Here is a 13,947-nt window from a genome sequence, read left to right on the forward strand (position 1 = left end):
TGATTATGGACATCAAGACATTGGGCTTGCCCCTGGCTGCAGCGGCCCTGCTGGCGCTGGCCGGTTGCTCGACGCCAACGGTGGTGACGCTGCAGAACGGCACTCAATACCTGACCAAGGACATGCCGAAGACCAAGACCAAGGACGGGTTCTTTGAGTTTGAGGACATTTCCGGAGCGATGGTGAAAGTCAGGGCCGATGAAGTGGCGACGATTCGTGAGGAAGACTGACGTTTCTCCTGGCACGATGTGGCAGGTTTCGAGCACTGCTTTACACTCGATAGACCCCGTGCGACCGAATGACTGTGCAACGCTTCGACATATGCGTTGCAATACGGGCATCACGCAAAGACTCAGGTGACGCCGAAATGAAAATGGTCATGCCACTTCTTGCCTCTGTGCTCGCCGTCAGCGCGTGCATGACGGCGAGCCTGTGTGACGCTGCCACAAAGGCCAAGCCAAAGCCCTTGCCAACGTACAAAACCAGTTTCGATTGCGCCAACCCCCAGGCATCCGCCGAAAAGCTAATCTGTCACGACGCTCAACTGGCGCGCATGGATCTGGAACTCAATCGCCTTTATCTCCTGGCTCTCAGCGACGACCATTCGGTGCCGCGCCCGAATAAAGTCGAGATTGATCAGCGGTTCTGGATTGAGTCCCGCAACCAGTGTGGTGGCGGGCCGCAAGACAAGGCGTGCATCGTGCGAAGTTATGCCGAGCGTGCGTTCCAACTGCGCCAGGGTTCGGCCATTGCCAGAACCAAGGACCCCAGCAGGCTCACGGAAGGCCCGTTGGCTTATCGTTGCGCAGGGTTTAACGCATTGGTTGCCGCGACCTTCTTTACGGTCGAACCGGGCGTGGTGTTCCTGAAATGGGCCAACACCTCGGTGACGTTGAACCAGGTGCCGAACAATGCCGGAACCCAGTACACGGGCAAGGATTACAAAGGCAGCTACAGCTTCTGGCAAATCGACGATGACGTTTTTTTCCAGATACCCGGCTCAGGCCAGATGAGTTGCGCAGCCGAGCCGGTCGGCTGATGACGATGGCATCGGGACGTCCTGTCCCGATCGCCTGACCAGGTCTTCAACTGCCGGTGCGAATCTTGTTCCACACCCGCGTGCGAATCCGGTCGATATTCAACGGCATGGCTTCCAGGGCAAACAGCTTGCCCATCATTTCCGGGCTTGGGTAAACCTTGGTGTCGTTCTTGATGGCCGGTTCGATCAGGCTGTCGGCCTGTTCATTGCCATTGGCGTAATGCACATGGTTGCTGATGCCGGCCATGACGTCCGGGCGCAGCAGGTAGTTCATGAAGGCGTAACCGGCCTTTTCATCCGGGGCATCGGCCGGCATGGCAACCATATCGAACCAGATCGCTGCGCCTTCCTTGGGAATCGAGTAGCCGATGTCGATGCCGTTGTTGGCTTCCCTGGCGCGGTTTTCCGCCTGCAGGATGTCACCCGAGAAACCGACCGCGACGCAGATATCGCCGTTGGCCAGGTCGCTGGTGTATTTGGACGAGTGGAAATAGCTGACATACGGCCGCACTTTCATCAGCAAGGCTTCGGCCTTCTTGTAGTCTTCCGGGTTTTTGCTGTGATGGGGCAACCCGAGGTAGTTCAACGCGGCCGGCAGCAGTTCGGGGCCGTTGTCGAGGATGGCCACGCCGCACTTGTGCAACTTCTGCATGTTCTCGGGCTTGAAGATCAGGTCCCAGGAATCCACCGGGACGTTGTCCCCCAGCACGGCCTTGACCTTGGCAATGTTGTAGCCGATGCCGGTGCTGCCCCACAGGTACGGGAAGCCGTGTTCGTTGCCCGGATCGTTGGTCTGCAACGCCTTGAGCAACACAGGGTTGAGGTTCTTCCAGTTCGCAAGTTGACTCTTGTCGAGTTTCTTCAGGGCGCCGCCTTCAATCTGCCGGGCCATGAAGTGGTTGGACGGGAACACCACGTCGTAGCCGGATTTGCCGGTCATCAACTTGCCATCGAGGGTTTCGTTGCTGTCATAGACGTCATAGGTGACGTCGATGCCGGTTTCTTTCTGGAAGTTTTTCGTGGTGTCTGGCGCGATGTAATCCGACCAGTTGTAGATCTTGACGGTTTCGGCGGCCTGGCTGATGGATGCAACCAGCATCAGCGGGGCCAGAGTCAGTGTCTTTCGGAGCATGAGTCGATTCCTGTAGGTTTTTTTTGTTGGCAGGCAATCAAAGGATCAGCTTTCAAATTTCAAAGAATTGAAAACTCAAAAAATCAGCACGTAGGTCTTGCGCACGGTTTCCTGGATGTCCCAGATGCCGAGGCTGTTGGCCGGCAACATCAGTGCGTCGCCGGCTTCTATGTGCAGGGGCTCGCCGCCGTCCGGGGTGAAGGTGCAGCGGCCCTGTATGAAGTGACAGAATTCCTGGGCGACGATCTGCCGCCGCCAGCGCCCGGGGGTACATTCCCAGACACCGGTCTCGACGCCGTCGTCGCGTTCGACGCTGGTGGTCGAAGCCACGGCCACGGGAGTTCCCAGGGGCACGGCGACCGGATTGGATTCGTCCAGTTTCAGGGTTGCGGTGTTCTTGAATTGCGTGATGCTCATGGGGATACCTGTCGATGTAGAGACGCTGTTTAGTGCATGAAACCTTCCATGAAACCGGCCACCCCGCTGGCCAGCCTGCGCCGCCAGGGCGCTGTGGCCGGGTTGGCCAGGGTCTGGTCCTCGTGGACAAAGCTGCGGATGATCGCGTTGTAGCCGAGCCAGCGGATCGGCTCCGGCTCCCAGGCCCGCAGTGCGTCGAGGCCGCGTTGGGGGATGACCCACGGTTGGCGTACCAGATCGGTATCGCGCCCCAGGATCAGGTCGGCCAGCGTGCGGCCTCCCAGGTTGCTGGCGCCAACGCCCTCCCCGCCGTAACCGCCCGACAGGGCAATGCCGTTGGTCCGGTCGCAAAGCATGTGTGGCTGGAAATGCCGGGACATGCCCAGGTTGCCGCCCCAGGAATGGGTGATCTGCACGTTCTTCAACTGCGGGAACAGTTCGCCGAACAGATAACGCCGCAGGTGTATTTCGTCAGCGCTCAGGTCGAAGTCGTGGCGCAGCTTGCCAGCGAACTGGTACCCGCCACGGGCGCCAAAGATCAATCGGTTGTCAGCGGTGCGTTGACCGTAGGTGACCTGGCGACTGGCCTCGCTGAATGCCTGGCCGTGACTCAGGCCGATTTCGTCCCAGATGGCCGCCGACAAGGGCTCGGTCGCGACGATCAGGCTCTGCACCGGCAACTGATAACGCCCCAATGGCGGCAGCGTCACGGAGTAGCCTTCTACCGCCGGCACCACCCAGCGACTGCGCACCGAAGCTTTGGCCGTGCGTAGGCTGCCGGGCTGCCAATGGGTGACCGGGCTGTTTTCGTAGATTCTGACGCCCAGGCGCTCCACCGCCCGGGCCAGCCCCCGTACCAGTCTGGCCGGGTGAATGGTCGCCACGTGCGGCGCGTAGATACCGCCGTAGGGCTTGGCGACGCGGATCTGTTGCGCCAGTTGTTCCGGGGTAAGCCAGCGATAGTGGCTGTCGTTTAGGCCCTGGCGGTGGAGATCGTCCAGGTAGTGACGCAGGCTGGCCTCCTGCTCCGGATAGCGTGCGGCGCAATACAGCACCCCGCCTTTACGGTAATCGCAGTCGATTCCCTCACGTTCGAGGACAATTTCCACTTCATCCGGAATGCTGTGCAACAAATCGTAGGAGGCGCGGCGCGCTTCGGCCGACAGTTTGGCCAGCAGGCGGTCTTCTCCCAGCAAATTCCCCATCAGCCAGCCACCATTGCGCCCCGACGCGCCGAAACCGGCGGTTTGCGCTTCGACGATGGCGATGTTCAGGTCAGGTTTGTGCCGCTTGAGGTAGTACGCGGTCCAGAGTCCGGTATAACCCGCGCCGATGATCGCCACGTCGACATCCAGGTCCCGCTCCAGCGCCGGACGCGCCAATAGCGGCTCGTCGAGCTGGTCCATCCACAAACTGATAGTGCGCCACGCCGGCATGCAAGACTCCGCCACTCAAACTTCGATGGCGTCGATCCTAGTGCGTGGGCTCAGGCGTTGTCTTGCGCGCGTGCACGCAAAGAAATTTGTTTGACGTAGGCCTTGGGGGACTGGCCGGTGTGCTGGCGGAAACAGCTGTAGAACGCCGACAGCGAATTGAATCCGGCGGCGAAGGCCAGTTCGTCGATGCGCACTGGCGGCATGGCGGTATCCAGCGCCGCAAGCAAATGTTGCAGGCGCGCCTGGTTGACGTAGCGGTAGAAGCTCTGGCCCAGCACCTGATTCAACAGGTAGGAAATCTGGTTGCGGCTGTAGCCACACTCCTTCGCCACTCGTTGCAGATCGAGCTCCGGGTCCAGATAAGGCTGTTGGCGCTGGAAATACTGCTGCAGGTCATCGGCCATGAAGCTCAACTGGCGAGGCGACAGGCCGAGCCGGCTGACCGCCGGGCGCTGATTGCCGGACGTTTTGCTGCCGGGTTGTTCATGCACCAATGAAGCATATTCATTGACCCGCCAGATCAGCCCGTCCTTGACGGTGATCGCTTCGCTGGCGCGGAACGACACCAACCCTTCACCACCGCGCAAGGTGATGCGGTACTGAATGAACGCAGTGTTGCCGTCCAGTCGAATGCGGTCGGAGTGCTCCAGCGCTTCATCCGGATCCCGGGGCATGCTGCTGCGCACATATTCGCGCAATTCGGCCAGGCCCATGACCCGGTTCTGGAAAAAGTCGTTGTACTGGACTTCAGGGTGATAAAGCGCCATGACGCCGTCCAGATCCCGGTGCTTCCAGCGCAAGTGATAGCGCATGACCGTCTCGCCCGTGGCCTGGGTTTGCAGCGGGCCATCATGATCATCGGCGTGCATTGAACATCTCGACGGGAAAAGACCGAGCTTGCCCAACTTCCGTTTTGTCTTCAACGACTAAACCGATGATGGCTTGTGCCCGCAAATGGCCGATAAGCGTGACCTGAATCAAAAAAAGTGCCGGCAATCGCCAAACGACCTGAAAACTCCACATTGTTTTCACATCCGGATGCTACTTTTAAAAACTGTCACTGGTTGAACCAATGAAGGTTCTTCCCTCCTACCATGAGCTAACGGACGCGCTCGATAATGAAGGCGGGCAACACATGAATAAAGGGTTCAGTAAGGTTACGTTTCCAAACGCCTGCCAGCTGATGCGCTGGCATTTTCATCCCATGGGTTTCGAGGCGAGCATGGACGCGCCGGGCAGTATGATTGCCCGTCTTTTTGATCGTGCCACTGGCGAGACCATGATCGCCATTGCCGGTATTCCGTGCGCCACCGTCATGAATGCTGCGGATGTAGAACGAATAATCGAAGCGGTGGAGGACGAGCTTGAAGCCTTCATCCCACCGGAGGCCTTCAAGAGTTACGCCTGAAGGCTCAGTTGTTAAAAGGCCCACTTTATGTGGGCTTTTTGTTGAACGCTTCCCTGTACCTGTACCTGTACCTGTACCTGTAGGAGCGAGCTTGCTCGCGATGGACTCAAGAGCGCCGCGTTTAGCCAGTAAATACGCGTTATCGTTAACGACCATCGCGAGCGGGCTCGCTCCTACAAGGTCAGGCGGTGATTTGGCTTTTACGATGGTCGACAAAAAACGCTTTGCCCCTGCCGATCCGGTCGGAGGCCTTGGGCATGTTCGCGGCCTGGGTGTCTTGTGCGTCGACGTACCAGTAGCAATGGCTGACAGCGCGGGTAATACCCACGTAGGCCAGCCGCAGGATCTCGTCCTTCTGGGCGTTGTCGTAGGGTTCGCTGTCACCGGCCTTGCCCAGGCCCGCCATCCGGTACACCTGATTCTTGTAGGGCGAGCTGGTGAGGTGCTGGCAGTCGCCCAGCAAAAACACCGCGTCGGCCTGGAGGCCCTTGGCGCTGTGATACGTCAACTGCTTGAGCCTGCGAGCCTCATACGGCAAGCTGGAATCAACATTAAGTACCGATTGAATATGCTCTTCTATCAATGACTTATCGCTGCCTTTTCGATAAAGCATCAAGATCGAATCGCCCTTTCTGTAATGCTCCATCAGGCGTTGGGCCATGCCCTGGTCATCACGATCAAGGACGTTCACCGGCAGCAATGCCTTGGGTTCACCGCTGGCCTTGGCTTTCTTCCCGGCAATCGCCGGTGCTGCGCGCACGATGTGCTCGGCGGCATCGATGATGTGCTGGTGGCTGCGGTAGTTGTCGCTGAGCATGACCTTGGTGGTGCTCGGCGACGGGAACTCCTTGTTGAACTCCATGAAGTAGGTCGGCGAACTGCCGCGCCAACCATAGATGGACTGCCAGTCATCGCCCACACAGAGCAACGAGGAACGCTGGGCTGCGCGCCCGACGTGCATGGCCGGCCCGCGACTGCGGATCTCTGCCAGGCTGGCCCTGATCCAGGAGACGATCTGCGGCGAGACATCCTGGAATTCGTCGATCATCAGGTGTGACAACGGCCGCAGCAGCTCATCGCCGAGCAGTTTGAGGTTCTCCGGCGAATGTTCGCTGAACAGGGCGAACATTCGGTTGTAGGTCATGATCGGCGGCTTCTGATCCAGCAAATGATCTTCCAGCGCCCGCCAGTACAGACTCAAGGCTTCGAAGAAGAACCGGTCGGGATCGTCCTTGGCGAAACTCATCCGGGCCACGGCGCCCGGCACGTCCAGCCCGAGGTTTTCGATGAACCCGGCGGCGGCGACAAAACAATCGAGCAGTGGCGCTGAAGCGAGCTCGCCCTTGACCTTGTAATCGAAGCCCGGCCCGGCACTGGCATCGCCGGCGAGCGAGGCCAAAACACGCTTTGATGATTCATAACTATCTAGCCATATCAATGGCTTACGACAGAAAGCTTGAAACAGGGTGCGCTTTACTGCCCACTCCGCGCGCACCGACAGCTTGGCGTTTGGTCGCGTGACCTGCGGGTTCTCCCGAGGATCGAACCCCAGCACCACCCAGGCATCCAGCGACGGGATGTAGCCGTGACAATGGAATGTCGAACCGTTGATATCGAACGACTGGCGATTCGGTTCGATGCCCTTGATGGGCCAGGCACCGGCGCGAAACCACAGGTCCTCGATGGCGTCGCACAGCTCCTCATCGCGTTTGGCCGCAAGCTCTGTAACGCCCATGCGTTTTTGCACATCCGGGTGATCGCGCTCCAGCTCCTTGAGTTGCAGCGCATGCCGGGACAATGGCTTGATCAACTCGCGAAAACGCTCATCGTCACGGTGCAGACGGTGATAGCAGGCGTTGAGCTGTTGGCGTTGGGCGTCGTTGATGCGCAGATCGAACGGATTGCTGTCGACCTCCTCGTCCCCCTGTGCAGCCCGCAGGCTGAGGTTCTCGAAAGCCTGTAAACGTTCGAAACCCGGAAGGCTGCGCACCATCGGCAGGATCCGCGAGTGAAAGGTGCGCACCAGGTCCCGCGCCTCCTTGAAACTGATCCCGCGGCCCCAGAGCGCAAACAGTTCGATCAGCTTGTTGATGAAGTCCTTGCGTGACTCGCGGGTGAAAGTCACCACCGTCATCGAACTCAGCTCGAAGCCCAGGTAATGGGTCAGCAGCAGGATACGCAGCACCAGCGTGGTCGATTTGCCTGCACCGGCACCCGCGATCACCGAAGTGGACGGGGTGTCGCTGAAGATCATTTTCCACTGTGCGGCGCTGGGTTGAGCATGGGCCGGCAACAAGCGGGCGACATCGGCCTTCATGCGCTTCTTCAGCTCGGCGCTCAACGGCAGGCGCCAGTCGTCGAACAACAGGTCGTCGACATTCGGCGGTCGGTGTTCAGTGCTGCGCGAGTCGCGGATCAGCAGGACCTGTCGACCCTCCTCCAGACCTTCGAGCTTGCCTTCCCTGTAGCCGTAATCGACCCCGGCACTGTGACCGCTGCGAAAACCGTCGGCCTGGCCATGCAACCACGACGCCCGATGCTGTGCGTGCAGGCGGGTCAGGCTGTAACCGAAGAATCGGGCGAGCAATCGCTTGATCAGCGGCATCTCGGCCAGTGGGCGAAGTTCAGGCGGGAGATCGGGGGTGTGTTGCGGCACGCGGACTGACTCCAGGGTGTGAGGCTGTTGAGCGCTATGGTGTCTGCATTTGCCGTTGAGTTCTAGTGAATTGCTTATGACTCATTGGCTTATGCGATGAAGTGAAGGTTGGATGAGAAACTTTCGAGGTTATTTCATATCAATCCATTCGATAGGAATGCTGCATTTTTTACGCTTTTTATCGATTGTTGCCTGTTGGATGATGGCCGTCATCACTCACCGGTCTCGCTTCGTGGCTCAGGCACCTGGCCCCATGACGAACCTTTTCTGGAGACGATCATGCTTGAACTCAGACCTTTCAACTCGCTCGGCGGTGCTCACCACGGCTGGTTGGATGCCCACCATCATTTTTCGTTCGCCGAATACTACGATCCCAAGCGTATGAACTGGGGCAACCTGCGGGTCTGGAATGATGACGTGATCGCGCCCGGCACCGGTTTCCCGCAACACCCGCACCGCGACATGGAAATCATCACCTATGTCCGCGAAGGCGCCATTACCCACCAGGACAACCTTGGCAACAAGGGTCGTACCGAAGCGGGTGACGTCCAGGTCATGAGCGCCGGCACCGGGATTGCCCACAGCGAGTACAACCTGGAAGCGACGCCGACCAGGATTTTCCAGATCTGGATCATCCCGAACGAGTCCGGCCTGGCGCCGTCCTGGGGCGCCAAGCCGTTCCCGAAAGGTAACCGCGAAGGTTTTGTCACCCTGGCCAGCGGCAAGGAAGGTGACGATCAGAGCCTGCGCATCCGCGCCGATGCCCGGCTGGTGGCCGCGAACCTCAAGGCCGGCGAATCCGCCGAGTATCACCTGGACAACGGGCGTCGCGCCTACCTGGTACCGGCCACGGGGGTCATTGAGGTCAATGGCTTGCGTGCACAAGCTCGAGACGGTGTAGCCGTTGCCGATGAGCAGGTGCTGCGGGTGACGGCCATCGAGGACAGCGAGATTGTTCTGGTGGACCTGGCTTGATTAGGTAATTACCGGGCGGCACAAAAAAGGGGCGACCGTGATTGGTCGCCCCTTTTTTTGTGGCTGCAACGACCTCCTGTGGGAGCGAGCTTGCTCGCGATAGCGGTCTGACATTCAACAAGTATGTCGACTGACCTGCCGCCATCGCGAGCAAGCTCGCTCCCACAGGGTCGTGGGTTTATTTCGCGGAAATGGCACCATCCACCAGCGTTTGCGCCTCGGCCACCAGTTGCTTGAGGTGGTCGTCGCTGACAAAGCTTTCGGCGTAGATCTTGTAGATGTCTTCCGTGCCCGAAGGACGCGCCGCAAACCAGCCGTTCTCGGTCATGACCTTGAGACCGCCAATGGCCTGGTCATTGCCCGGTGCGTGGCTGAGGATGCTCTGGATCGGCTCGCCGGCCAGTTGAGTCGAGGTGACCTGTTGCGGCGACAGCTTGCTCAGCAGCGCTTTCTGCTCCGGATTGGCCTTGGCGTCGACCCGTACCGAGAACGGCTCACCCAGTTCATCGGTCAAGGCGCGATACGCCTGACTCGGGTCGCGACCAGTCCGGGCCGTCATCTCGGCGGCCAGCAGGGCCGGAATCAAACCGTCCTTGTCGGTGCTCCAGACCCCGCCGTCCTTGCGCAGGAACGAGGCACCGGCGCTTTCTTCGCCGCCGAAACCCAGGGAGCCATCGAACAGGCCGTCGGCAAACCATTTGAAACCCACCGGCACTTCGTACAGGCGACGATCCAGGCGCTTGGCCACGCGATCGATCAAGCCGCTGCTGACCACGGTTTTACCCACGGCGGCATCGGCGCGCCATTGCGGACGATTCCGGAACAGGTAGTCGATGGCAACGGCGAGGTAGTTGTTCGGTGCCAGCAAGCCACCGGACGGCGTGACGATGCCATGGCGGTCGTGGTCCGGATCGCAGGCAAACGCCACGTCGAAGCGCTCTTTCAGGCCGATCAGGCCTTGCATGGCGTGGCTGGACGATGGGTCCATGCGGATCTGGCCGTCCCAGTCGACGGTCATGAAGCGGAAGGTCGGGTCGACCTCTTTGTTCACCACGTCCAGGTCCAGGCGGTAATGCTCGGCAATCGCCGACCAGTAGCGCACCCCTGCTCCACCCAGTGGATCGACACCCAGGCGCAGCTTGGCATCGCGGATGACGTCGAAGTCGATCACGTTGATCAGGTCGGCGACATAGGTGTTGAGGTAATCGTGACGATGGGTAGTGCTGACCTTCAGTGCCTGCTCGTAGCTGATGCGCTTGACGCCGGCGAGCTTGTTGGCCAGCAGTTCGTTGGCCTTGGCTTCGATCCACTTGGTGATGTGGGTATCGGCCGGGCCACCGTTGGTTGGGTTGTACTTGTAGCCACCGCTTTGCGGCGGGTTGTGGGACGGCGTGATGACAATGCCGTCCGCCAGGCCAGTGGTGCGTCCACGGTTGTAGCAGAGAATCGCATGGGAAATGGCCGGTGTCGGCGTGTACTCGTCACCTTCGGCGATCATCACGGTCACGCCGTTGGCTGCCAGTACCTCGAGGGCACTGGCGCCGGCCGGCGTGGACAGCGCGTGGGTGTCGATACCGACAAACAGCGGGCCATCGATGCCTTGAGCTTCGCGGTACAGGCAGATCGCCTGGCTGATCGCCAGAACGTGCCATTCATTGAAACTCAAGTCGAACGAGCTGCCGCGGTGCCCCGACGTGCCGAAGGCAACGCGCTGGGTCGAAATCGCGGCATCAGGCTGACCGGTGTAATAGGCCGTTACCAGTCGCGGGATGTCGACCAACAATTGTGCCGGTGCCGGTTTACCCGCAAAAGGACTGAGTGTCATGCAAAACCTCTGGAATAGAGTGGTTCAGGAATTGGGTCGCAGTTTACTGGCAGTTTGACCGCAAGGCGATGGGATCGATCCAGCACAGTGGAAGTTGTTATTTTTTGTCTCACTCACTCGATTGATTCCAGGCGCAGCGCATCCCCCAGCAATCCCAGCGCGGCCGCCAGATTGTGATCGCCACCGAAGGTATGGCTCAGGCGCAGATGTTGTCCGTGCAGACCGTGGAGGCTGAACAACTCGCCCGGCGCGATGACCACCTGATGCGCCAGAAGACGCTGGAACACACGACGGACATTGACCCGACGCAACGAGCGCATCCAGATCGTTGCACCACCGTGCGGCTCGACGAAATGCAAGGCATCACCCAATCGCTCCTGCAACAACAGGGTCATTTGATTCTTGCGGTCATTGAGCAGCCGCCGCAGCACCAGCAGGTGTTGGTCAATGCGACCGCTGCTATACAAACGGGCAATGGCTTTCTGGCGTATCGGCGAGAGTCGGAAGGACCGCAGCAGAAAGTGCCGTTGCAACTGCGCGCTCAAATGCCTTGAAAGCAGAAAACCGTAAGGCGCTTCAGGTCCGATGATTTTCTCGAACGTGGAAAACACCATCAGCCGTTCAGGGTCCAGCAAGTCTCGAAAACGCAGGGTGCCCAGGTCGAATCCGAGTTCGCCATAACAGTCGTTTTCCAGCACCCAACTGTCATGCGCGGCCAACAGCCGGGCAATGGCCTGTCTGTTGTGGTCAGGCGCCAGGCTGCCACGGGGCATGTTCAGGGCCGATGACAGCATCACCAGCCTTACCGGTTCGGTATCGAGCAGCATTTCAAGACGTTCCGGATCCAGACAGGCATCGGCTTGCACGGGCAACTCGATCACCCGCACGCAGGCGGCTTGAAACAAACGCAGGATCGTCCAGTCGCACGGCGATTCGACCACCACCGTGGCGTCTTTCAAGCCCAGCACGGCGATCAGGATTTCCAGTACACCGCGCAGGTCGGCGCCGATGTAGACATCATCGGCGTGCCAGTAACGCATGGGAGACGTGGTGTAGCGTGCTGCCAGGGCGGCACGCAGTTCGAGTTCGCCGCAGGGTTGCGAAGGCGACTGCGGCTGGCGGGGATACTGGCGCAGCAACTCCCGCTCCAGCAGCAACAACGGGCTGTCCAGTGGCTGCAATAACGCCGGTTCATCGGCGCTCATGACCAGCATCCCCGGGCGCCTGGCATTGACGTAGACCGCTTCCAGCAAGTCGCTGCCGCTGTCCTGCAGGTTGATTGCGGACACTGGCAATGCGTAGTAACCGGACTTGGCCACCGAATAGACCCGCCCTTCTTTCTCCAGCAGCGAATAGGCGTACTGAATGGTCGAGATCGACACATTCAGACGCTCAGCCAGGTGCCGCAGCGAAGGCAGGCGGATGCGCGAATCCCCTTCAGACTCGTTGATCAGGCTGACCAGGTATCGATAAACCGCTTGATAGGCGAAATCCGTTTCTCGTGGACCTTTCATCGGCGAAGGCCATTTGCATTGACTGAAAATCCGCCCACGTTCAGTGACCCGCTGACCATTCATCCACCAACGTGCTGTCAGCATCAGGATCGCCCAGCGCATCTTGCGACACGGCCCTTGGGATGACTGCTTCAGCCGCCTCGCCAGCGTCTGCGGGCGTCCGCTCCATGCGGTAAAGCTGGCCAATCAGGCTGACGGGCAATCCGCTGACATCAATCATCCATTGCATGATCTGCTCGGCGACCGGATGCCCCTGCATGGCCTTGTGCAACTCGGGCATGGCCACCAGCATGCCCGGATGGCACTGACGCAGAAAACGCTCGAGCCCCGCACCTTTTTCGGTAAAGGGCGCAAACAGCAGGCACACCAGTTGTGCTTCGCTCAGGCCCAGATTCTTTTGTGCCTCGGCCGCCGCTCGGGCGCGCAGTTCGACCAGTGTCGCCGGATTGCCGAAGACCTCGATGGCCTGCTCGCACAATCGCTCGGGCAAGTGCTTGCGGCGCATCATCACCAAGGCACGTTGCAGGTATTGCGCAACACCGGATTCGTAATTGCGATTCTGTACAAAGCACGCATGCAACCCTCGGACGTGCGCCGTGATCGACGGGCTGACGAATTCGTTGTCGCTGATCTGCGCGGACAGTTCGTCAGGCTGGAAGCCGAGAAATTCCGTCAACAATGGCCAGCGCTCTTCCAGGTTGCTGACCAGCAGGTCGTGAATGTCGATGCAGGCCGTACGACGGCAGGTTTCGAAGCGCTCTTGCGGACGCCACCGGGCCTGGCCGTAATCGGCGTAGAACCCGTGATAACAGTCGCTGCCCAGTTCATCGAGCAATGCAAACAACCCCGCATAACCCGGCTCGCCCGCAGGCGAAGGCTTGAGCCCTGCCTTGGTGGCGGCGCGCCTCAAGCCGTCGATGAACTGCGTTTGCTGACGCGGCGTGTCACTGATGAGCAAGGCGTCGACACCGCCGTCCCAGCGAGCGATTTGTCCGTAGAACTCTCCCGTGGCCAGATAACCGTCATCCCAAAGGTCGAACCCGCCGCGCCACTCCCGGCGATGGCCGATCAGCAGCAGGTTCAGGCGGCTGGACTCGCGGCCGGCGTCGGAGATCGGCGTCAGGTGGTTGAACGGCAAGACTTCCCGATCATCGACCATCAGTACCTCGACCCGGGGATCGTCATAGACAAACAATGCGCTGTTGGTCCTGTGCATGTTTTCCACGGCCGCGCCGCTTGTACCGTTCAACCGTAACGAGGCGATGCGCAACTGGAATGTCGTCGGCGTCCGCGTGGCAATGGTCAGCTGTGCAGCACGCAACAAAGCCAGGGTGTAGCAGTTGTCACGGGCCCCGGACTGGATCGCCAACACCTTGTAATCGCCAATGTGCTCCATGCCCCCGGCCGCTACTGCCAGGCGCTGAATCAACAATTGCAATGCAGTGCGTTCGGCACGGGAGAAAAAACCCAGCAATCGCTGCAGCACTTGTTGATAGACATAGTTCATCGCTTGGTCATGGATGCTGGTCATCTTTATTTACCTGA

12 protein-coding genes are annotated in these 13,947 nt (G+C 59.7%); 4 read left to right on the top strand and 8 right to left on the bottom strand.

Going from position 1 to position 13,947, the window contains the following annotated elements; translation table 11 throughout:
- Positions 1-5: 5 nt before the first annotated feature.
- Positions 6-230 carry a YgdI/YgdR family lipoprotein gene (locus tag KGA98_RS13465; RefSeq protein ID WP_056724775.1) on the top strand — a complete coding sequence of 75 codons (225 nt, stop codon included), beginning with the start codon at positions 6-8 and terminating at the stop codon, positions 228-230.
- 137 nt (positions 231-367) lie between these two features.
- Positions 368-1,039: a lysozyme inhibitor LprI family protein gene (locus tag KGA98_RS13470; protein ID WP_223502535.1), complete on the top strand. Its 672-nt coding sequence runs from the start codon at positions 368-370 to the stop codon at positions 1,037-1,039.
- Between the two features lie 46 nt (positions 1,040-1,085).
- Here the strand turns inward: KGA98_RS13470 and KGA98_RS13475 are convergent, their stop codons facing one another.
- From KGA98_RS13475 to KGA98_RS13490, 4 genes are all read right to left on the bottom strand, one after another.
- Positions 1,086-2,171, bottom strand: coding sequence for a polyamine ABC transporter substrate-binding protein (locus KGA98_RS13475; RefSeq protein ID WP_223502536.1), 1,086 nt, complete (start codon positions 2,169-2,171; stop codon positions 1,086-1,088).
- A gap of 75 nt (positions 2,172-2,246) precedes the next feature.
- Positions 2,247-2,588, bottom strand: a complete 342-nt coding sequence (locus KGA98_RS13480) for a cupin domain-containing protein (RefSeq protein WP_008050088.1) — start codon at positions 2,586-2,588, stop codon at positions 2,247-2,249.
- 29 nt (positions 2,589-2,617) lie between these two features.
- On the bottom strand, positions 2,618-4,024 hold the full coding sequence (locus KGA98_RS13485; RefSeq protein WP_223502537.1) for an NAD(P)/FAD-dependent oxidoreductase: 1,407 nt from the start codon (positions 4,022-4,024) through the stop codon (positions 2,618-2,620).
- A gap of 50 nt (positions 4,025-4,074) precedes the next feature.
- Entirely contained in the window at positions 4,075-4,893 is an 819-nt protein-coding gene (locus KGA98_RS13490) for a helix-turn-helix transcriptional regulator (protein WP_223502538.1), read from the bottom strand.
- A 266-nt stretch (positions 4,894-5,159) separates the two neighbouring features.
- Between KGA98_RS13490 and KGA98_RS13495 the strand changes: the two genes are divergently transcribed.
- Entirely contained in the window at positions 5,160-5,432 is a 273-nt protein-coding gene (locus KGA98_RS13495) for a DUF1652 domain-containing protein (protein WP_057716601.1), read from the top strand.
- 181 nt (positions 5,433-5,613) lie between these two features.
- Here KGA98_RS13495 and KGA98_RS13500 read toward each other — a convergent pair whose 3' ends face one another.
- Complete coding sequence (locus tag KGA98_RS13500) at positions 5,614-8,088, bottom strand: UvrD-helicase domain-containing protein (RefSeq protein WP_223502539.1); 2,475 nt, start codon at positions 8,086-8,088, stop codon at positions 5,614-5,616.
- A 279-nt stretch (positions 8,089-8,367) separates the two neighbouring features.
- Between KGA98_RS13500 and KGA98_RS13505 the strand changes: the two genes are divergently transcribed.
- Positions 8,368-9,063 (top strand): pirin family protein, encoded by a 696-nt coding sequence (locus tag KGA98_RS13505; RefSeq protein ID WP_102670283.1) that lies wholly within the window; start codon positions 8,368-8,370, stop codon positions 9,061-9,063.
- Between the two features lie 178 nt (positions 9,064-9,241).
- Here KGA98_RS13505 and pgm read toward each other — a convergent pair whose 3' ends face one another.
- The 3 genes from pgm to KGA98_RS13520 all read right to left on the bottom strand — a co-directional run bounded on the left by pgm (position 9,242) and on the right by KGA98_RS13520 (position 13,933).
- Positions 9,242-10,888: a phosphoglucomutase (alpha-D-glucose-1,6-bisphosphate-dependent) gene (pgm, locus tag KGA98_RS13510; RefSeq protein ID WP_223502540.1), complete on the bottom strand. Its 1,647-nt coding sequence runs from the start codon at positions 10,886-10,888 to the stop codon at positions 9,242-9,244.
- 113 nt (positions 10,889-11,001) lie between these two features.
- Positions 11,002-12,402: a PLP-dependent aminotransferase family protein gene (locus KGA98_RS13515; RefSeq protein ID WP_223502541.1), complete on the bottom strand. Its 1,401-nt coding sequence runs from the start codon at positions 12,400-12,402 to the stop codon at positions 11,002-11,004.
- A 40-nt stretch (positions 12,403-12,442) separates the two neighbouring features.
- A complete protein-coding gene (locus KGA98_RS13520) occupies positions 12,443-13,933 on the bottom strand; it encodes a hypothetical protein (RefSeq protein WP_223502542.1) in 1,491 nt (496 codons plus the stop codon).
- Between the last annotated feature and the right edge of the window lie 14 nt (positions 13,934-13,947).

The organism is Pseudomonas sp. BF-R-24, assembly GCF_019947335.1.
GTDB classification, from domain to species: Bacteria; Pseudomonadota; Gammaproteobacteria; order Pseudomonadales; family Pseudomonadaceae; genus Aquipseudomonas; species Aquipseudomonas jessenii.

What these genes read in the sequence shown, in the direction of transcription:
- KGA98_RS13465 (WP_056724775.1), top strand. Translation starts at nt 6, where the DNA reads ATGGACATCAAGACATTGGGCTTGCCCCTGGCTGCAGCGGCCCTGCTG.
- KGA98_RS13470 (WP_223502535.1), top strand. Translation starts at nt 368, where the DNA reads ATGAAAATGGTCATGCCACTTCTTGCCTCTGTGCTCGCCGTCAGCGCG.
- KGA98_RS13475 (WP_223502536.1), bottom strand. Translation starts at nt 2,171, where the DNA reads ATGCTCCGAAAGACACTGACTCTGGCCCCGCTGATGCTGGTTGCATCC.
- KGA98_RS13480 (WP_008050088.1), bottom strand. Translation starts at nt 2,588, where the DNA reads ATGAGCATCACGCAATTCAAGAACACCGCAACCCTGAAACTGGACGAA.
- KGA98_RS13485 (WP_223502537.1), bottom strand. Translation starts at nt 4,024, where the DNA reads ATGCCGGCGTGGCGCACTATCAGTTTGTGGATGGACCAGCTCGACGAG.
- KGA98_RS13490 (WP_223502538.1), bottom strand. Translation starts at nt 4,893, where the DNA reads ATGCACGCCGATGATCATGATGGCCCGCTGCAAACCCAGGCCACGGGC.
- KGA98_RS13495 (WP_057716601.1), top strand. Translation starts at nt 5,160, where the DNA reads ATGAATAAAGGGTTCAGTAAGGTTACGTTTCCAAACGCCTGCCAGCTG.
- KGA98_RS13505 (WP_102670283.1), top strand. Translation starts at nt 8,368, where the DNA reads ATGCTTGAACTCAGACCTTTCAACTCGCTCGGCGGTGCTCACCACGGC.
- pgm (WP_223502540.1), bottom strand. Translation starts at nt 10,888, where the DNA reads ATGACACTCAGTCCTTTTGCGGGTAAACCGGCACCGGCACAATTGTTG.
- KGA98_RS13515 (WP_223502541.1), bottom strand. Translation starts at nt 12,402, where the DNA reads ATGAAAGGTCCACGAGAAACGGATTTCGCCTATCAAGCGGTTTATCGA.
- KGA98_RS13520 (WP_223502542.1), bottom strand. Translation starts at nt 13,933, where the DNA reads ATGACCAGCATCCATGACCAAGCGATGAACTATGTCTATCAACAAGTG.